This window comes from Streptomyces sp. NPDC040718, from assembly GCF_055593565.1.
Genome location: NZ_JBVIXO010000006.1, coordinates 309,777 through 327,574 on the forward strand (window position 1 = coordinate 309,777; position 17,798 = coordinate 327,574).

At 73.7% G+C, this 17,798-nt stretch carries 17 protein-coding genes; 10 read left to right on the forward strand and 7 right to left on the reverse strand.

Annotated elements, in window-relative coordinates:
- Window positions 1–25: 25 nt before the first annotated feature.
- Together ACZ597_RS18330 and epsC are read right to left on the reverse strand one after the other, a co-directional pair.
- Window positions 26–1,054, reverse strand: a complete 1,029-nt coding sequence (locus ACZ597_RS18330) for a PLP-dependent cysteine synthase family protein (protein ID WP_471330881.1) — start codon at window positions 1,052–1,054, stop codon at window positions 26–28.
- Between the two features lie 161 nt (window positions 1,055–1,215).
- Complete coding sequence (gene epsC / locus ACZ597_RS18335) at window positions 1,216–1,827, reverse strand: serine O-acetyltransferase EpsC (RefSeq protein ID WP_471330883.1); 612 nt, start codon at window positions 1,825–1,827, stop codon at window positions 1,216–1,218.
- 386 nt (window positions 1,828–2,213) lie between these two features.
- Here epsC and ACZ597_RS18340 point away from each other — a divergent pair, with 386 nt between their 5' ends.
- The 4 genes from ACZ597_RS18340 to ACZ597_RS18355 all read left to right on the forward strand — a co-directional run bounded on the left by ACZ597_RS18340 (window position 2,214) and on the right by ACZ597_RS18355 (window position 6,223).
- On the forward strand, window positions 2,214–4,364 hold the full coding sequence (locus tag ACZ597_RS18340) for an FUSC family protein (protein ID WP_471330885.1): 2,151 nt from the start codon (window positions 2,214–2,216) through the stop codon (window positions 4,362–4,364).
- A 153-nt stretch (window positions 4,365–4,517) separates the two neighbouring features.
- On the forward strand, window positions 4,518–5,117 hold the full coding sequence (locus ACZ597_RS18345) for a CAP domain-containing protein (protein ID WP_471330888.1): 600 nt from the start codon (window positions 4,518–4,520) through the stop codon (window positions 5,115–5,117).
- Window positions 5,118–5,267: 150 nt separating this feature from the next.
- On the forward strand, window positions 5,268–5,822 hold the full coding sequence (locus tag ACZ597_RS18350) for a hypothetical protein (protein ID WP_471330891.1): 555 nt from the start codon (window positions 5,268–5,270) through the stop codon (window positions 5,820–5,822).
- 146 nt (window positions 5,823–5,968) lie between these two features.
- Entirely contained in the window at window positions 5,969–6,223 is a 255-nt protein-coding gene (locus ACZ597_RS18355; RefSeq protein ID WP_471330894.1) for a hypothetical protein, read from the forward strand.
- A 44-nt stretch (window positions 6,224–6,267) separates the two neighbouring features.
- Here the strand turns inward: ACZ597_RS18355 and ACZ597_RS18360 are convergent, their stop codons facing one another.
- Both ACZ597_RS18360 and ACZ597_RS18365 read right to left on the reverse strand, forming a co-directional pair.
- The gene (locus tag ACZ597_RS18360; RefSeq protein ID WP_471330896.1) at window positions 6,268–7,449 is read right to left on the reverse strand and encodes a cytochrome P450; all 1,182 of its coding nucleotides are present in this window, start codon (window positions 7,447–7,449) and stop codon (window positions 6,268–6,270) included.
- On the reverse strand, window positions 7,446–8,156 hold the full coding sequence (locus ACZ597_RS18365) for a cyclodityrosine synthase (protein ID WP_471330899.1): 711 nt from the start codon (window positions 8,154–8,156) through the stop codon (window positions 7,446–7,448). The genes ACZ597_RS18360 and ACZ597_RS18365 overlap by 4 nt, the downstream gene beginning before the upstream one ends.
- 340 nt (window positions 8,157–8,496) lie before the next feature.
- On the opposite strand from ACZ597_RS18365, the gene ACZ597_RS18370 reads away from it, so the two are divergent.
- The 3 genes from ACZ597_RS18370 to ACZ597_RS18380 all read left to right on the forward strand — a co-directional run bounded on the left by ACZ597_RS18370 (window position 8,497) and on the right by ACZ597_RS18380 (window position 11,081).
- Window positions 8,497–8,619, forward strand: coding sequence for a hypothetical protein (locus ACZ597_RS18370; RefSeq protein WP_471330902.1), 123 nt, complete (start codon window positions 8,497–8,499; stop codon window positions 8,617–8,619).
- Between the two features lie 467 nt (window positions 8,620–9,086).
- Window positions 9,087–9,767, forward strand: a complete 681-nt coding sequence (locus ACZ597_RS18375; RefSeq protein ID WP_471330905.1) for a response regulator — start codon at window positions 9,087–9,089, stop codon at window positions 9,765–9,767.
- A 132-nt stretch (window positions 9,768–9,899) separates the two neighbouring features.
- Window positions 9,900–11,081 (forward strand): MFS transporter, encoded by a 1,182-nt coding sequence (locus ACZ597_RS18380; protein WP_471330908.1) that lies wholly within the window; start codon window positions 9,900–9,902, stop codon window positions 11,079–11,081.
- Window positions 11,082–11,083: 2 nt separating this feature from the next.
- Here ACZ597_RS18380 and ACZ597_RS18385 read toward each other — a convergent pair whose 3' ends face one another.
- From ACZ597_RS18385 to ACZ597_RS18395, 3 genes are read right to left on the reverse strand one after another with little or no spacing between them, the layout of a single operon-like run.
- Entirely contained in the window at window positions 11,084–11,875 is a 792-nt protein-coding gene (locus ACZ597_RS18385) for an amino acid ABC transporter ATP-binding protein (protein ID WP_471331332.1), read from the reverse strand.
- A gap of 37 nt (window positions 11,876–11,912) precedes the next feature.
- Window positions 11,913–12,713 (reverse strand): amino acid ABC transporter permease, encoded by an 801-nt coding sequence (locus ACZ597_RS18390; RefSeq protein WP_471330910.1) that lies wholly within the window; start codon window positions 12,711–12,713, stop codon window positions 11,913–11,915.
- Window positions 12,710–13,477, reverse strand: a complete 768-nt coding sequence (locus ACZ597_RS18395) for an ABC transporter substrate-binding protein (RefSeq protein ID WP_471331335.1) — start codon at window positions 13,475–13,477, stop codon at window positions 12,710–12,712. The genes ACZ597_RS18390 and ACZ597_RS18395 overlap by 4 nt, the downstream gene beginning before the upstream one ends.
- A gap of 678 nt (window positions 13,478–14,155) precedes the next feature.
- Here ACZ597_RS18395 and ACZ597_RS18400 point away from each other — a divergent pair.
- From ACZ597_RS18400 to ACZ597_RS18410, 3 genes are read left to right on the forward strand one after another with little or no spacing between them, the layout of a single operon-like run.
- Window positions 14,156–15,682, forward strand: a complete 1,527-nt coding sequence (locus ACZ597_RS18400) for a glycosyltransferase (RefSeq protein WP_471330913.1) — start codon at window positions 14,156–14,158, stop codon at window positions 15,680–15,682.
- Between the two features lie 11 nt (window positions 15,683–15,693).
- Window positions 15,694–16,449, forward strand: a complete 756-nt coding sequence (locus ACZ597_RS18405) for a PIG-L deacetylase family protein (protein WP_471330916.1) — start codon at window positions 15,694–15,696, stop codon at window positions 16,447–16,449.
- Window positions 16,446–17,672 (forward strand): MFS transporter, encoded by a 1,227-nt coding sequence (locus tag ACZ597_RS18410; protein ID WP_471330919.1) that lies wholly within the window; start codon window positions 16,446–16,448, stop codon window positions 17,670–17,672. Before ACZ597_RS18405 ends, ACZ597_RS18410 begins: the two co-directional genes overlap by 4 nt.
- Window positions 17,673–17,798 lie beyond the last annotated feature (126 nt).

Here is a 17,798-nt window from a genome sequence, read left to right on the forward strand (position 1 = left end):
GGCGGGGACGTCCGGGCGGGAGGCGTCAGGACCTGGTGGTCAGGACCTGGGCCGGAGCCGTGGCCGGTGAGGGCGCCGGGGCCGGCTGCCGGGCGGGCCGGGCCGCGGGCGCGGCGGTCTCGCTCCACACGCTGAGGTAGCGCTCGCCGGTGTCGGGCAGGATCGTGACGATCGAGGCGCCGATGTAGTCCGGGTGCGCGGCCAGCCGGCCGCAGGCGTGGGCGACGGCGCCGGAGGAGACGCCGACGAAGATGCCCTGCTCGCGGGCGAGCGCGCGGGCGGCGGCCATGGCGTCCTCGTCCGAGACGGTCACCACGTTGTCGATCAGCGAGACGTCGGTGGTGGGGGCGACGAAGCCGCCGTTGAGGCCCGGGATCCGGTGCAGGCCGCCCTCTCCCTGGGACAGCACCGGGGAGTTCTCCGGCTCGACCGCGACGACGCGGATCCGCGGGTCCTGCTCCTTGAGGTACTTCGCGATGCCGCTGAGGGTGCCGCCGGTGCCGACGCCGCAGACCAGTACGTCGATCCGGCCCGCCGTGTCGGCCCAGATCTCGGGGCCGGTCGTCTCGTAGTGGGCGCGGACGTTGTCGGCGTTCTCGTGCTGGCAGGCGAACCAGGAGCCGGGGGTCGCCGCGTGCAGCTCCTCGGCCTTGGCGATCGCGCCGGGGTAGCCGGCGTCGCGGGGGGTCCGTACGACCTCGGCGCCCAGCGCGTTGAGCAGGGCGATCCGTTCGGCGGTGGCGCTGTCGGGCAGCACGATGACGCAGCGGTATCCGCGGGCCGCGGAGAGGGCTGCCAGGGATATGCCGGTGTTGCCCGAGGTCGCCTCTATGACGGTGCCGTGGCCGGGCGTCAGTTCGCCGCGCTCCTCGGCGGCGCGCAGCATGTAGAGGGCTGCGCGGTCCTTGCTGGTGGACATCGGGTTGGCGGACTCCAGCTTGGCCAGCACCTCGGCACCCGGGGCCGAGTCGTCGAAGCGCAGGCGGATCAGCGGGGTCGAGCCGACCAGGTCCGCGATGCTGTCTGCGATGCGGCGCGTCTCACGGCTTTCCACGTGTGGTTCCTCACAAGTCGGTTCGTGCGGCCGGGTGCCGGGCGGGCGGAGGTGGTCCGCCGCGGCCCGTCGCGGCCTTCGTGGGGGGTGTTCGGCAGGGTGGAGCGGGATCGCGGCGAGCGGGGCCGGGGGCGGTGCGGTGCCGCGCGGCCGGGGCCCGGCTACCAGGAGCCGGCCGAGGCCGTCATCGCGTACAGGTCCTCCATCGGCTGCGGCCGCTGGCCGACGGGCTTGATCACCGCGGTGGCGGCGAGCACCCGGGCGCCCGCGGGCACGTCCTTGTTCACCAGTGCCTGTGCGCCGATGACGGCGTGCGCGCCGATGGTGACGGGCCCGAGCACGGTCGCGTTGGTACCGAGTACGACGTGGGCGCCCACCACCGGGTGCCTGCGGTCCCCCTCGGGCCGGTTGTTGTCGCTCCACCAGCCGACCGCTCCCAGCGTCACCTGGTGGTAGATGGTCACGTCGTCCCCGACGACGGCGGTTTCGCCGATCACCACGGCGGCGCCGTGGTCGATGAACACCCGCCGGCCGAGCACGGCACCGGGGTGGATCTCCACGGATGTGCTGCGGCGGGCGTTCCAGGCGATGATCCGCGCGGTCATCCGGTGCCCGCGCCGGTGCAGCCGGTGCGCGATCCGGTGGGCCCACAGGGCGGGAAGGGCCGCGTGCAGCAGCGCCTCCCGGCGGTTGCGCATGGAGGGGTCGCGGGCGACGACCACCTCCAGGTCCTCCTTCATGATCCGGAACAGGCCGGGGGTCGACTTCGCCATCAGACGAGCACCTCCGCGCGGACGGTGGCGGTGACGGCGGTGTCCGCCGAGCCGCCGCGGGGGGTGCTGCCGGATGTCAGAACGGTCTTCACTGGTGGAACTCCTTCTCCTCAGCCTTCGGTCGGCAGGCCTTCGACTGGTCGAGACTCACGCCTGCGTTCCGGGGCTCCCGGCCCCTGCCGCTGCGCCGTGCGGGCCCCTGGGCGCGCACGGCGCGCCGGCCTGGCACCGGAGTGCTCTGGCGGGACGGTCCGGCCCGCGTCCTGGTCGTAACCGTGTCAGCTCGAACCGATGCGGTGCTGGACCGCCACTCGCGCCCCGGCGGAGGGCGGCTCCAAGGGCGGCCGCGGGGTGCCGGGCGGGCGGTCGCGGGTGATGCTGGTGGCATGGGTGGCGTTCCCGGGAGGCGGCTGCCGGCCGGCTGGGCGGCGGCGGCGCGGCGCTCGGTGCGGGTCACGCTGGCCGGCGGCGCGGGGTTCTACCTGTTCCTGTACGGCTTCGGCTCGACCGTCGCCGCGACCTACGCGCTGTTCGCCGCGGTGGCCCTGGCGGGCCTGTCGCACATCCCCGGCACCGGCCGGCAGCGTGCCGCGGTGGTGCTGCGGCTGGTGCCGGCCTGCTGGGTGCTGATCACGATCGGCACGTTCCTGTCGGTGCGGACCTGGAGCGCGGTCCTGGGGATGCTGGTGGCCGGCTTCGTGCTGGCGTTCGTCGCGGTGGGCGGGCCTAGGGCGGCGGGGGCGGGGCCCGGGCTCCAGCTGATGTACATCCTGCCGTCGTTCCCGCCGTACGATCCGGGCTCGCTCGGGGAGCGGCTGGCCGGTGCGACGGTGGGGCTCGCACTGCTGGTGCTGGCGGAGGCGTTCCTGCTGCCCGACCCGCCGACCGTCCCGTACCGGGAGCTGGCCGCGCGGGCCGCCGAGTGCGCGCGGGTGTGCGCGGCCGAGCTGGCGGCGGCGCCGTACGCGCTGTCCGCGGCGGCGGAGCTGCGGGCGCGGGAGGCCGGTCCGGCGCTGCGGCCCTCGCGGGTGCCGGAGGCGGAGCGGCCGGCGGGGCCGGGGCTGCGGGACCGGGCGCTGACCCATACGGGGCTGGCGGCCCGCACCCTGCTGGTCCGGCTGGCGGGGCTGCCGCCCGTGGCGGGTGCCCCGGGAGCGGCGGGCCTGGAGGTGCTGGGCGCGGTGCGGGACACCGCCGGGGAGGCGGCCGGACTGCTGCGGGGGCGGGGCCGGGGGCCGGCCGGGGACGCGCACGGGGAGCTGCTGCGGGCCCGTGCGGCCCTGGCGGCGGGCCCGGACGGCCGGGAGGGTCCGGCGGTGCTGCGTCGGCATGCGGCGGTGCTGGAGGTGGCGGACGCCGCGCTGGCGATGTCGACGGCGGCCGGGATCGCGGTGCGGGGGCGGGCGGGGGCGGAGCGGGCGGCCCCGGGCCGGTTCTGGTACGCGCGGATGGGCGCGGCGCGGCTGTGGTGGCACCGGCTGGCGGGGCACGCCGAGCGGCGGTCGGTGTTCTTCCAGAACGCGGTGCGGCTGAGCCTGGCGCTGGCGGCGGCGCGGGTGATCGCCGGCGAGGACAGCCTGCCGCACGGGTTCTGGGTGCTGCTGGCGACGCTGACGCTGACCCGTACGACGGTGCGCGAGACCCGCTCCACCGTACGGATCGCGCTGACGGGGACCCTGGTCGGGGCGCTGGCGGCGGCGGGGCTGCTGGCGCTCGCGGGGTCGGACACGGCCGTGTACGCGGCGGCGCTGCCGCCGTTGATGCTGGCCGCGTTCACGCTGGGGCCGGTCAAGGGGGTGGGGTGGGCACAGGCCCTGTTCACGGTGGTCGTCGCCCTGGCGTTCGCCCAGCTGGCGCCCGCGACCTGGCAGCTCGCCGAGTTCCGGCTGTTGGACGTGCTGACCGGCAGCGCGATCGGCGCGGTGTTCGGGCTGCTGGCCTGGCCGCGGGGTGCGCAGGACGAGTTGCGGCGGTCGACGGCGGTGCTGTTGCGGGGCGCCGCGGAGATCGTGGTGGCGACGACCGCCCGGCTCGCGGCGGGCGGGGTGCGGGAGCCGGTGGGCGGCGCGCCGGGGCACCGGTCGCTGCAACACTCGCTGATCCTGGCCGAGTCGGCGTACGCGCAGTACCAGAGCGAGCCGCACGGGCCGGCGGGGCCGGCGCCGGGCTCGGGCACGGGCGGGCAGGACTGGCAGGCCGTGCTGCTGGCCGGCCACCACACGCTGTGGGGCGCGGACCGGCTGCTGGCGGTGCCCGCGCGGGTCCTCGTACCGGCGCTGGAGCGGGAGCCGGCGGCGGCGGTGACCCGGCTCGGGGACCGGGTGGCCGGGCGGATGCTGCTGGTGTCGGCGTGGCTGGACCCGGGCGGCGACACCCCGCGGACGCCGGTCGTGCTGCGGGACCCGGCCTTCGACGGCTTCGAGGCCGAGCCTCCGGGCGCGCCGAGGCCGTACTACGCGGCGGTGTTGTGGCTGGACTCGCTGATGACCGACCTGGAGCGGGTCACCGACGAGGCCGGACAGCAGCCGCCGGGCTGAGGGTGCCGCCCGGCCGTCCCGCAACTCTCCGCGCGCCGCGGGCCGGATGGCGATCAGCGGGGCCGGGTGCCAGGCTGGAGGGAGCAGCCTCAGCGCTGGGCTCCTCCACACCGCCCGCAACCCCTGTTCCGAGTCCGCAGGAGGTGGAAGCCCGTGAGCAGCCGCACTTCACGTACCCGTACCACGGTCCATCTGGCCGTGGCCGCCGTCCTGTCCGCCGTGCTCGTGCCGGTGGCCGCGCCGTCCGCGACGGCCGTCGGCTGCGACGCCGCGGCGGCGGCCCGGCCCCCGGGCGGGGGCGTCCAGGAGCGGGACGCAGTCCTGTGCCTCGTCAACGCCCAGCGCACCCAGCGCGGACTGCCCGCCCTGACGGTGAACGCGTCCCTGACCGAGGCGGCCCGGCAGCACGCGGCCGCGGCCGTGCAGCTGAAGTGGTGGGGGCCCTGGAAGGATTCGCACACCAACCCGCGGACCGGCTCCACGCCGCAGAGCCGCATCATGGGCGCCGGCTACTGCCCCAACCCCAGGTCCTGGGGCGTCTCCGAGATCACCTACAACGGCTGGGGCGGCTCGGGCACCCCGAACTCCGCCGTCAAGTGGTGGATGAACAGCCCGGGTCACCGCGCGATCATCCTGGACTCCTCGCTGCGCGAGTTCGGCGGCTGGGCGCAGCCCGGCGCGGCCGACCCGGCCGGGTCGGGCGCGACCGGAGCCGGGACGTACGTCGTGGACTTCGGCCGCTGCCAGCGGTGAGGGGGCGGGGACGGACGCGGGCGGGGACGGACGCGGGCGGGGACGGACGCGGGCGGGGACGCCGGGGGCGTCTCCCCGTAGGAGTGATCGGCAGCGGCCGGCGGTGCGCCTGCGTGAACCGGTGCGGCGTGCCCGCCCAGGATGGCGCGCATGCGTCCTTCCTCCGCGTTCCTGCGCCGTGCCCTCGTACCGTTCCTCGCGTCCGCCGCCCTGCTCGCCCCGGCCGCCGCCTCCGTCGCCGCCGACGCGTGCGGCTCGGTCATCACCGCTCCGCTGGCCCGGCCGGTTGCCGCCGACGACCCGTGTCCCAGCGCCGATCCCGTGGTGTGCCGCATCCGTGTGCTGCCGATGGACGAGAAGGTCGAGGCCCAGCGGACCCGGATGCGCTACCACGGCCTGCTGGAGGACATGCACCGCACCGAGGCGGCGATGCGCCGGTCGGGCTCCTCCGACGAGGAGATCGCCCGGGAGACGGTCGACATGCGCAACCAGGCCAAGGAGATCACCCGGGCGGGCATGACCCCGGAGGAGGTCCGCGTCCTGGAGGAGCGCAACCAGGCCAAGTACGGCAACCCGCTCGGACCGACCGCCGACCAGCTCTACGTCAAGTACGGCTCCTGGCAGAAGGTCACCGAGGCGTCCATGCGCACCAGTTACGCGGTCGACCGCGAACTCGGCCTGGAGCACCGGCCCTGCCCCGTGTGACCAGGACGCATGGATGACGGTACGGTGCTCGGCACGGTCGAGCGGATCTGGCGCTATCCCGCACCAGCAGGTTCGGCCGGAACCGGCGCTCGTCCACGGGCACCCCGGGAACCGCTGCCCAGACGCCGCCGGGCACGCCGCCGTTCGTGGAGGACCTGTGGTTCGGCGCCACCGCCCGGATCGGCGGCGGCTCGTCGCGCGTGCGGTTCGAGCCGTCCAGCGAGCGGTGCGCGATGACCGGCGAGGCCCAGCAGGACCTGCCGCACTCACCGCTGGTGCTGCGCGCTGTCGCGCGGGGGCACGACATGCGGCTGGACGCGCTGGCCACGGTCGCCGGCCCGGGCCCGGTCCGGGTCGGGGACCGGGCCCGGGTGGAACGGGCCGGGCCCCCGCTCCCGTGAGGGGCGGGGGCCGGGCCTACGGCACGGTGCCGGTCAGACGGTCGTCACCACATCACCGGCAGACGCTCGGGCAGGCGCTTCATGAAACCCGTGCGCCACACGAGCTGCTCGACCGGCACGGCCAGCCGCATGCGGGGCATGGCCTTGAGGAGGGCGAGCAGCGCGGTCTCGGCGTGCTTCTTGCCGAGGGCGGTGGCGGGGCAGTAGTGCGAGCCGCCGCCGAAGGAGAAGTGGGCGGAGGAGTTGGCGCGGGTGAAGTCGAGGCGGTGCGGGTCCGGGAAGACCGAGGGGTCGAAGTTGGCGCCCTCTGGCAGGACGAGCACCAGCTCCCCCGCCTTGACCTGGACGTCGCCCAGGGTCATGTCCTCCATGACCAGGCGCGGCAGGCCGTCGCCGATGGAGAGGTTGATGCGCAGCAGCTCGTCCACGGCCTGCGGCATGAGCTCCGGGTGGTCGGCCAGGTAGTCGGCCTCTTCCGGGTGGGTGAGCAGGGTGACCAGCGCCATGGCGAGGAACCCGGCGGTGGAGATGACGCCCGCGCCGAAGAGGGTGACGCCGACCGTCGCGAACATCTCGTCGGTGACGTGCTCGTACCCCTCGGTGCCGCGCAGCTTGGCGAGGTCGCCGATGAGGCCCGTCCCGGTGTCGTCGAGGCGGTCCTTCATGTAGGCGATGTCGCGGTCCCAGTTCAGGCGCGCGGCGGGGATCTCGGTGGCGCTGTTCATGAAGGCGATCGGCAGCGACTCCGCGAGCAGCGGGGCCGCGTCGTGCGGAATGCCGAGGATCTGGCAGTGCATGGCCTCGGAGAACGGGTCGGTGAACATGGTGCGGACGTCGACGGGGGCGCCGTGCTGGAGCATCCGCTCGACGAGTTCGGCGGCGTACTCGTCCATCCACTGCTGGAGGCCCGGGGACTTCGGGTTGATGGCCTTCATGACGGCCTTGCGCAGGCCGGCGCCGGTGATGTTGCCCATGTTGTTGACGACCTCCGGGGGGATCGTCAGCGCGTACTGGCGGGGCACACCGGGGTCGGAGGTGTTCTTGAGGCTGAACCGGTCGTCTTCGAGGACCTGCTTGACGAGCTCGTACGAGGAGACGAGCCAGGCCTCGGCGCCGGCGATGGTGCGGACCTTCACCACCGGGGGCAGTTCGTCGACCTCGGTGGGCAGGTGCGTTCCGTCCCACGTGAAGGGGAATTCGAGGATCGGCTCCGCGTGGGTGGTCACAGCTGGTCTCCTTCGGTGGCGGGGGTGACGACGGCGTGGCCCTGGTTGCGGGAGGCCCGCAGTCCGGCGCCGCGCGAGTAGAGCAGGTCCGCCATCGGCAGTGCCTGGTGGTAGCAGTTCAGCGACGAGGGGACGCCGAGGATCGCGGGGGTGTCGAGGAAGAGCGGCGCCTCGGCGCACACGTAGTCCAGGCAGACCGCCCGCTGGTGGGCGGTGGGCTGCTGGCCGCCGAGGACCTTCGACGACAGGAAGATGTCGACGAGTTCGTTGCAGGTCTCGGCGAACGCCGGGTCGGTGTGCAGCCGCTCCAGCAGGTCGGCGTGCATGGTGTCGTAGGCCGGTATGCCGCGCAGCGAGGACATCGGCCTGCCGCGCAAACGGGTGCCGGACGGGTCGATGTCGGCAACGGCGTTGGTCACCTTGGCGCGCACTCCGCGCAGGTTCTTGACCGTCTTGCGGCGGGCCTCGTCGGGGGGATAGCCCATGGCCTCGTACATCTCGGCCACGTGCAGGTCGGTGTAGATCAGGTCGGCCTGCTCGAAGTTGTCGAGCGCCCACTCGGCGAGGGCGTGTACACGCTGGGCGGAGAAGTAGGAGTTGCCGGGGGAGATGCCGATGACGGCGTGGCCGCCTTCGTCGGCGATGACCTGGCAGTGCGGTGTGTAAGCATCGACACGGAAGGCACTGGTTCGAGTGGCTGTTGTCATGGGAGTGGTCGCATCCCTGTCGCCGCGATTCCCCGCGCGGACCCCGTGTCCCGGGTGCGGCGGCGACGAGCTGAAGCTATACGAACAGTCGAGGCCTCGGACGATTACCGTGGAGTTCGTCTCGGTTACTGAAACCGTATGTTGCCCCAGTCAACTGCCACGGGCTGTAAGCGCGTTGATCCGGACGGTAAAGTGACGTTCCGCCATATCCGCTGGCGGGTCGGCCCTTTCGAAGGCAAGATTCCGTTTTGAGCGGTATCAGGGCTTCCGTTGCACCGGCGGGCGTGTCGCGTGACCGGAGTCACACGCAACGGAGCGGGCTCCGCGGACACTTCCCAGCGTGAACCCCCAACCGTTCGCGGACATCTACGACGAACACGCCCACGCGGTGTTCGCGCACGCCGTCCGCATGACCGGCGACCGCGCCGGAGCCGAGGACATCGTCTCCCCGACCTTCCTGTAGGCCTGGCGGCTGCGCGACACGCTCGAGGGTGTCGCCAGCCGGCGGGCCTGGCTCTTCGGTGTCGCCACGAACGTCATCCGCAACACCCGCCGGGCGGCGCGCCGCCACCGCGAGGCGATGACCCGGCTGCCGCCGCCCGAGCCGGCGGCCGTGCGGCTGCTGGACCGGATGGCGCTGACGGCTCAGGCGGCCCCCGCCCCGGCCGTCCGGGACGGCCAGTTCCTGTACACGCGGACGGCTCGGCCGACCCCGTGGTACGGACCGCCGGGGGCACCTCGACGCAGCACTCGGTCGGCGGGCACGTGCCCGGCATCAACAGCCATCCGTGGCCATCATCGGCCGGGGGGGGGTCAGCGACCGGGCCGGTGAGACGCCGGCGCAGGTGCGGCCCCGGTAGCGGGGCGGGAGCCGCGCCGAGCGGGCCGGGTTGTGGATCGCCGTGCGCGTCCCTCGCCCATAGTGGGGCCATGCAGTGCGAGAAGACCCCGGTCCGCGTGGTGCTCGTGGAGGACCACCCGCTGTTCCGCAAGGGGCTGAGGTCGGCGCTGGAGAGCGCCGAGGACATCGAGGTGGTGGGCGAGGCCGAGACGCTCGCCGAGCTGGCGGGCGCGGTCGGGACGTGGCTGCCGCAGGTGGTGGTCATGGACCTGTCGCTGCCCGACGGGTCGGGTCTGGATGCCACCCGGCGCCTGACCGAGGAGCACCCCGGGCTGTCGGTGCTGGTGCTGACGATGGCCGACGACGACGGCGCCCTCCTCGCCGCCCTGCAGGCCGGCGCCCGGGGCTACCTGCTCAAGGGCGCCGGGCGGCAGGAGGTGCTGCACGCGGTGCGCACGGTGGCCGCCGGGGGCACGGTGTTCGGGCCGGACGTGGCCGCGCGGATCGCCGTACTGGCCACCGGGGGCGGCCGGCGCGGAGCGGAACGGCTCTTTCCCGCCCTGACCCCGCGCGAGGTCGAGGTGCTCGAACTGGTCGCGCGCGGCCACGACAACCGGCGCGTGTCCCGCGAGCTGTTCCTGGCGGAGAAGACCGTGCGCAACCACGTCACCCGCATCTTCGAGAAGCTCGGCGTCACCACCCGGGCGGAGGCCGTCGTCCGCGCCCGGGACGCGGGACTCGGCACGGGTGACGCACCGGACGCGGACTGAGTCCGGCCGTCAGGGCAGCTCAGCGGGGTGTCCCGCGGTTCGGCGGCCGGTGGCGTGGCGGGTGGGCGACGTCCCGGCGATTCGGGCGCGCGGGGCGGGGCCCGGGTGGGGGGCGGGGTTAACGTCGGCGGCATGGACCGGATGCGCCGGGGCTGGCGGCAGTGCGTGCTCGGCGGGGCGGTGTTCGCCGTGTGCATGGCGGGCACCACGCTGCCGACCCCGCTCTACGGCCTCTACCAGGAGAAGTTCGGCTTCTCCGAGCTGACCGTGACCGTGGTGTACGCCGTGTACGCCTTCGGGGTCATCGGGGTGCTGCTGCTGGCCGGCAACGCCTCCGACGCCGTGGGCAGGCGGCCGGTGCTGCTGGCCGGACTGGGGTTCGCGGCGGCGAGCGCCGGGTGCTTCCTGCTGGCCACCGGGCTGGGCTGGCTGTACGCGGGGCGGCTGCTGTCGGGGCTGTCGGCCGGCCTGTTCACCGGCGCCGCCACCGCCTACGTGATCGAGTCGGCCCCGCCGGGCGGCGCCGGGCGGGCGACGTTCGTGGCGACGGCCGCGAACATGGGCGGGCTGGGCTGCGGTCCGCTGCTGGCGGGGCTGCTCTCGCAGTACGCGCCGCGGCCGCTGTACCTGCCGTTCACCGTGCACCTCGTACTGGTGGCGGCCTCGGTCGCCGTCATGCTGGGGCTCGGGGAGACCGTACGGCAGCGGCGGCCCCTCGCCACCGTACGGCCGCAGCGGCCGGGGCTGCCGCCTCCGGTGCGGCCGGTGTTCGGGCCGGCGGCGATCGCCTCGTTCGTCGGGTTCGCGCTGTTCGGGGTGTTCACCTCGGTCAGCCCCGCCTTCCTCGCGCAGTCCCTCGGGGTGCACAACCGCGCCGTGAGCGGGCTGGTCGTCGCGCTGGCCTTCTTCGCGTCGACGGGAGGGCAGCTGGCCGTGGGCCGGGTCGGTGCGCGGCGGTCGCTGCCGCTGGGCTGCGCGGGGCTCCTCGCGGGGCTCGCGCTGCTCGCGGGCGCGCTGCACTGGGAACTGCTGGTGCTGGTGGTGCTGAGCGCGCTGGTCGGCGGGGCGGGCCAGGGGCTGGCTTTCCGCGGGGCGCTGTCCGTGGTGGCGCGGGCCTCGCCGGCCGACCGGCGCGCGGCGGTGATCTCGACGCTGTTCGTGGTGGCGTACGCGGGCATCTCGGTGCCGGTCATCGGGGTGGGCGTGCTGGTGGAGCCGATCGGGCTGGAGGGCGCCGGGCTGGTGTTCATCGCCTGCATGGCGGTCCTGGTCTCGGCCGCCGGGACCTACCTGCTGCGGCGTTCGGCCACGTAGCCTCAGCCCTCCGGCGGGGCCTCCTCGGCGGCCGGTGCCTCGGCCGCCGCCGGGTCGAGGACGCGGTCGAGGAAGTCGCGGGTGCGTTCGTGCCGCGGCCGGGTGACGACCTGCTCCGCGGGCCCCTGTTCGACGATCACGCCGCCGTCCATGAACACGACGCGGTCCGCGACCTCCCGGGCGAAGCTCATCTCGTGGGTGACGACCATCATGGTCATCCCCTCCCCCGCCAGGACGCGCATGACCGACAGCACCTCGCCGACGAGTTCCGGGTCGAGCGCCGAGGTCGGCTCGTCGAAGAGCATCACCTCGGGCCGCATGGACAGGGCGCGGGCGATCGCGACGCGCTGCTGCTGGCCGCCGGAGAGCTGGGCCGGGTAGGCGTCCGCCTTGCCCGCGAGGCCGACGCGCTCCAGGTTCGTCCGGGCGACGGCGGCGGCCTCCTCCTTGCCCGTGCCCAGGACCCTGCGCTGCGGGAGGGTGAGGTTGGCGGTGACGTCGATGTGCGGGAAGAGGTTGAACTGCTGGAAGACCATGCCGATGCGGCGGCGCGCGGCGTCGATGTCCACGTCGGGGTCGGTGAGTTCCGTACCGCCGACGAAGACCTGTCCGCGGGTCGGCTCCTCCAGCAGGTTCACGCAGCGCAGCAGGGTGGACTTGCCCGAGCCGGAGGGCCCGATGACGCACACCACCTCGCCCCGGGCGATGTCGAGGTCGATGCCCCGCAGGACGTGGTTGTCGCCGAAGGACTTGTGCAGTCCCCGGATCTCGATCTCCGGGCGGTCGCTGCCCATCGTGTCGCCCGTTCCCGTCGTCTGTGGCATCGGTTCCTCACGTGGCCTTGTCGGCACGGGCCTCTAGCCGGCGCACCACGAAGCTCAGCGGCACGGTCACCAGGAGGTAGCACAGGCCCGCGACGAGGATGGGGGTGGAGTTCGCGGTCTCGCTGGCGAGGTCCCGGCCGAATTTGGTCAGTTCCCGCTCGTCCAGCGTCACGCCGAGGAAGAGCACCAGTGAGGAGTCCTTGAAGAGGAGGACCAGTTCGTTGGTGAGCGGGGGGATGACGATGCGGAACGCCTGGGGGATGACCACCGACACCATGGCCCGGCCGTGCGAGAAGCCCAGCGAGCGGGCGGCTTCCATCTGCCCCTTGGGGACGGCCTGGATGCCGGCGCGGATCGTCTCCGCCATGTAGGCGGCGGCGACCAGGCCGAGGCCGAGGGCGACCTTTCCGTACGTACCGCCGGGGATGGCGGTGCCGGGGAAGGCCAGGGGGACCGCCACGCCGACGAAGATGAAGATCAGCAGCGCGGGCAGGCCCCGGAACAGTTCGATGTAGACGCTCGCGACCCAGCGGTACGGGGCCACCGAGGACAGCCTCATCATGGCGATGACCAGGCCGAGCACCAGCCCGAACAGGAACCCGGAGAGGGTGTACACCACCGTGTTCCGCAGGGCGATGGTGATGATCTTCGGGAAGAGCCTGAGGGCCAGGTCCGTCTGCGCGAACTGGTTCTGCAGCCGGCCCCAGTCGGCGAGTACGCCGACCAGGACCAGCACGGCGGCGAACACCGCGTACTGGACGCCCTGCCAGACGCGGCGCCGCTGCCGCCGGGTGAGCCGTGAGGTCACGACGTCGCCTGGGGCAGCGGGCCGATCCACTGTTCGTAGATCTTCTTGTAGGTGCCGTCGGCCTTGGCGTCGGTGACCGCCTTGTCGATCGCGGCGAGGAGGGCGGTGTTGCCCTTCTTCACCGAGAAGCCGTACTTCTCGCCGGTGTCGATGTTCTGCCCGAGGGCGAACTCGGAGGCGTTGGCGGGGTCCTTGAGCCAGCCCTGGACGACCGGGTAGTCGATGACGACCGCGTCGACCTGGCCGGTGCGCAGGCCGTTGAGCACCGCGTCCGAGCTCTCGAAGGCGACCGGGTTGAAGCCCTGGGCCTTGGCGTAGCTCTCGCCGGTGGTCTCGGCCTGTGCGCCCAGCTTCTTCCCCTTGGCCTTGAGGTCGGCGAGGGAGGTGATGCCGCTCTTCTTCGTCGCCAGCAGGGCCTGGGTGGCGTCGAAGTAGGGGACGGAGAAGTCGACGTTCTTCTTGCGCTCGTCGGTGATGGTCATGCCGGCCGCGGCCAGGTCGCACTGGCCGGAGTTGAGGAAGGCGCCCGTCTTGAAGTTCTCGAACGGCGTGTCGAGGATCTTCTGTTCGACTTCGAGCTTCTTCGCGACCAGGTCGATCAGGGCGACGTCGAAGCCGACGACCTTGCCGTTCTGCTCGAACTGGAACGGCGGGTAGGGCAGGTGGGTGCAGGTGGTCAGCTTGCCCTTCTCGACGACCTGCACGCCTCCTGCCGCCTCCCCCGGTCCGTCGTCACCGGACGAGCAGCCCACGGCGAGGAACATGCCCGCGGCGGCGGCAGCGCCGGCCAGGGCCCGCAGGCGTCGGCGGGAGGGGTGGTGGTGACCGCCGTCGCGGTGACTGCGGTGTCCTTCGGCCGTCCGGAACACGGTTGACCTCCACGGGTGCGGGGGGAGCGGCGGTCGCGGGAGGAGACCGTCCGTCGAGATCGTAAGCCCCTGCGGCGCACCGGCAAGGGACCATTCGCGATGCGGCGCGAAGCGTCCTGCCGCGAGGTGCCGGGGCCGGGAGAAGCCCCGGGGACGAAGGGCGTGCGGCATTCCCGCTGCGTTCCCGCCAATACTTCGTCAACGGCTTCGCCCGCACCCCGCCGGGCGGCCCGCCGCGTTCGCAGAAAATGCGCTGATGGGGGCCCTCCCGTACACCGGACGGGCGACTCCGGAGGCCGCCGCGCGCCTTCACCGCGTGTGCGGGAACACATGTCGCGGCTGTGGACCTCGTGCCAGGATCGGGGCGGGGCGACGCGGATTCCTCCATATGCCGACACATCCTCACTTCCCCGCCGCCCGCGGCCGCTTTCCACACGGGGATTTCCCCGCGGACACAACGGGCCGGAGCGGCCGGAATTCGACCACGAGTCGAGCGGTTTTCCCCTCACCGTCCACCCCGACACTCCCGGGAAGGCGAATATCGTGACACGTCTGCGCCATGGAAACAGGCTGTTGCACAAACTGTCGGTCCAGCTGGGGTCCCGCCCGCCGGGCAGGGCCCAGCCGGCCCGCGGGAGGCGATTACCGGGCTCCCGGGCCCTGCCCTCCCCGGCCCGGACCCCGGCCGCACCCGAGGTGGAGCTGCCCGGCACACCACTGGACTGGATCGAGCCGTTCGTCGGGGCCGAGCGCACGGAAACCGTACGGGACACCCTGCGCGGTGTTCGCGACCTGCTCGACGGGCGCACCGTGTGGCACGTCAGCGACAACCCGGTACGGGGCGGCGTCGCCGAACTCCTGCGGGCCAATCTCCCCTACCTGGCGGGCGAGGGCATTTCCACCCGCTGGACCACCCTCGACGGCCCGCCCGAATTCCGCGCGTTCACCAAGTCCCTCTACTACCGGCTGTGCGGCGTCCAGCAGGAGGCGAATGCCTCGGACCTTGAGCGGGGCCGCCGGCTGTACGAACGGATATGCGCGGAGAACGCGGCGCGGCTCGTCCCGGCCGTGGACCGGCGTTCCCTCGTCGTCGTCCACGACCACCAGGCGGCCGGACTCATTCCCCATCTGCGCGAAGCGGGCTGCACGGTGCTGTGGCGGGCCCATTTCGGAACGGCGCTGCGGGAGGACCTCGCCGCGTGCGGATGGGATTTCCTGCACCGCTACATTTCCTCCGCGCACTGCCACATCACCTCCTGTGCGGGTGTCCTGCCCGCCGGACTTCCGGCGGTGGACCGCCGCGTGCTGCAGCCGTCCATCGATCCGCTGTCCCCCAAGAACATCCCGCTGCACCCCGGCACCGACCCGTCCCGCCTGCTGGCCGCCGCCGGGCTGATCGAGGGGGAGGGCGGGGCCCCCGGCGGGCGGCACGCCCTGACCGACCTCCTGGTGCGCCAGCCCGCGCGCGTGGTGCGGGGCGCCGGACCGGCCCCCGCCGGCGCGCCCCTGGTCACCCAGGTCAGCCGCTGGGACCGGGTCAAGGACATCCCGGGGGTGATCCGGGGCTTCGCCGAGTACGTCGATCCGGCCTTCGACGCCCATCTGCTGCTGGTCGGCCCGGAGACCAGGGGCGACCGGCAGGCCGAGCAGGTCTTCGCCGAATGCCGCCAGGTGTGGGCGGGCCTCGGCCGCCGGGGGCGGCGCGTACACCTCGTGCAGGTGCCGACCGGCAACCCGTCCGAGCACGCGCTGACCGTCAACGCCATCCAGCGGCGCTCGGCCGTGGTGATCCAGAAGAGCCTGGCCGAGGGCTTCGGCCTGACCGTGTCCGAGGCGGCCTGGAAGGGACGTCCCGTGGTCGCCGCTCCCGTCGGGGGCATCCGGGAACAGGTCGAGCACGGCGCCACGGGACTGCTCCTCTCGGACCCCCGCGACCTGCGGGGACTCGGGGAAGCGGTCAACCGGCTGCTCTCGGACCGCGGTTACGCGGAGGAGCTCGGCCGCAACGGCCACCAGCGCGTGCTGCGGCGCTTCCTCACCGACAGCAGCGTCCTCGGATTCGCGCGGGTCCTCTCGGACGCCGCCCAGCGCTACCGGTAGAGGAGCCGAGCGTGACAGCAGTACGCATCCTGGCCGTCGGGGCCCATCCCGACGACGTCGAGCTCTTCTGCGCGGGGACGCTCGCCCACTACGCCCGGCAGGGGGCCGGAGTCACCGTCGCCATCGCGACCAACGGCGAACTCGGCTCCCGCACCCTGCCCCCCGCGCGCACGGCCGCGGTCCGCGAGGAGGAGGCGCGGCGGGCCGCCGGCGTGCTCGGCGCGGAACTGCTCTGGCTGGGACAGCCGGACGGCTTCCTCTTCGACACGGCGGACACCCGCCGCCAGGTCGTCGAGGTGCTGCGCCGGGTCCGGCCGGACGTCGTCCTCGCCCACCACCCCGACGACTACCACCCAGACCACCGCGCCGTGAGCCGGCTCGTCGGCGCGGCACGGCTGCTGGCCCGCGAGCCCGCCCTGTCCACCGGGAGCCCCGCCACCGACCGCGTCCCTCCCCTCTTCCACATGGACACCCTGCTGGCGGCGGACGCGGGCACCCCGGACCTGTGGGTGGACATCACGGAGACCATGGCGGTCAAGGAGGCGATGCTGGCCGAGCACACCAGTCAGAACAGCGCCCGCAGGAAGCGCAAGGGCGCCGACTTCCTGGACCTGACCAGGCAGCAGGCGGCGCACCGCGGCCAGGAGGCGGGGGTCCGCTACGCGGAGGCCTTCACCTGCGCGCCCTCCCATCCCGCCGCCTCGGTGCACGATCTGGTCCCGGAGGGCGCGGACATCCGCCTCCCGGTCCTGACCGCCCCGCGGTGAGCGGCGCGAAGGGCCGGGGTGAGAAGGGCAGGGGCGCGGCCGCCCTGTACGCGGTCTTCTTCCTGAACGGGGTCGTCCTGGCGAGCTGGGCCCCGCGCATCCCGCAGGTCAAGGAGCAGCTCGGGCTGTCGGACGGTCAGCTCGGCACGGCCCTGCTCGGGGTGGCGCTGGGGTCCGTACCGGCCATGCCCGCGGCCGGCCTGCTGGTGAACCGCTTCGGCAGCCGGCCCGTCGCCCGGTGCGCCGCCCTCGTCTACGCGCCCGCCATCGCGCTGCCCGGCCTGGCCGGCTCGCTGACCGGACTGTTGCTGGGCCTGGCCGTCCTGGGGGCGTCGGTCGGGGCGCTGGACGTCGCCATGAACGCCCACGCGGTGGACCTGGAGCGGCGCACCGGCCGGGCGAGGCTCTCGTCCTTCCACGGCCTGTTCAGCGCCGGGGCGCTGGCGGGCGCGCTGCTCGGCACCGCCGCGGCCGCCGGGGGCGTGGCCGCGCGTACCCAGTTCACGGTGTCCGCGGTCGTGGGGGTGGCCGCCGCCGGGCTGGCGGTGGCCGCCCTGCACCCGGCGGACCCGCCGCCACCCCCACCGTCCCGGCGCGGGAGGGGACTCCGGGGCGGGGGCCGGGGCGGGCCGGCCGTCCGGCTGCTGCCGCTCAGCGCGCTGGGTCTGTGCGTACTGCTGGTCGAGGGGGTGATGACCGACTGGAGCAGCGTGTACCTGGCCGACGCGCTGGGCGCGGGGCCCGGTCCGGCGGGCGCCGGGTACGCGGCCTTCGCGCTGGCCATGACGGCCGGGCGGCTCGGCGGCGACCGCGCGGCCGGGCGGTTCGGCCCCGTGCGCGTGGTGCGCTGCGGGGCCCTGCTGAGCGCGGCGGCGGCGCTGGTGGCGCTGGTTTCCGGGCACCCGGTGGTCGCGGCGGCGGCGTTCGGCGCGGTCGGTCTCGGGATCGCGGCGTCCTTCCCGCTGGTGGTCGGCGGGGCGAGCCGGATCCCCGCCGCCCAGGCGGGGACGGCCGTGGCGACGGTGTCCACCACCGGCTACTTCGCTTTCCTCGCCGGACCGCCGCTGATCGGCTTCCTCGCCTCCCACAGCGGCCTGCGCACCGCCCTTTTCCTGGTGCCGGCGCTCGCCCTGGCCGCCGCCGCGCTCGCCGCCTCACTGTCCGCGGAAGAGCCCGGGAAAGACATTCCGCTTACCTTGGAGGAGACTCCCACTAGTCGTTGATCGGCCGGAAGATGCACCCTCAACACCTTTAAAGCGAAGGGTAATTACCGGTTACAACCTTCTGAACATCTGTTACTGTGCCCGCTCCTGGTGTTCGTTCAGCATTCCGTTTCCCAGAGGTGGCGT

Excerpts from the sequence above, each read along its gene's own strand:
- ACZ597_RS18380 (WP_471330908.1), top strand. The coding sequence starts at position 9,900 with ATGGACCGGATGCGCCGGGGCTGGCGGCAGTGCGTGCTCGGCGGGGCG.
- ACZ597_RS18385 (WP_471331332.1), bottom strand. The coding sequence starts at position 11,875 with ATGGGCAGCGACCGCCCGGAGATCGAGATCCGGGGACTGCACAAGTCC.
- ACZ597_RS18365 (WP_471330899.1), bottom strand. The coding sequence starts at position 8,156 with ATGACAACAGCCACTCGAACCAGTGCCTTCCGTGTCGATGCTTACACA.
- ACZ597_RS18375 (WP_471330905.1), top strand. The coding sequence starts at position 9,087 with ATGCAGTGCGAGAAGACCCCGGTCCGCGTGGTGCTCGTGGAGGACCAC.
- epsC (WP_471330883.1), bottom strand. The coding sequence starts at position 1,827 with ATGGCGAAGTCGACCCCCGGCCTGTTCCGGATCATGAAGGAGGACCTG.
- ACZ597_RS18395 (WP_471331335.1), bottom strand. The coding sequence starts at position 13,477 with ATGTTCCTCGCCGTGGGCTGCTCGTCCGGTGACGACGGACCGGGGGAG.
- ACZ597_RS18350 (WP_471330891.1), top strand. The coding sequence starts at position 5,268 with ATGCGTCCTTCCTCCGCGTTCCTGCGCCGTGCCCTCGTACCGTTCCTC.
- ACZ597_RS18340 (WP_471330885.1), top strand. The coding sequence starts at position 2,214 with ATGGGTGGCGTTCCCGGGAGGCGGCTGCCGGCCGGCTGGGCGGCGGCG.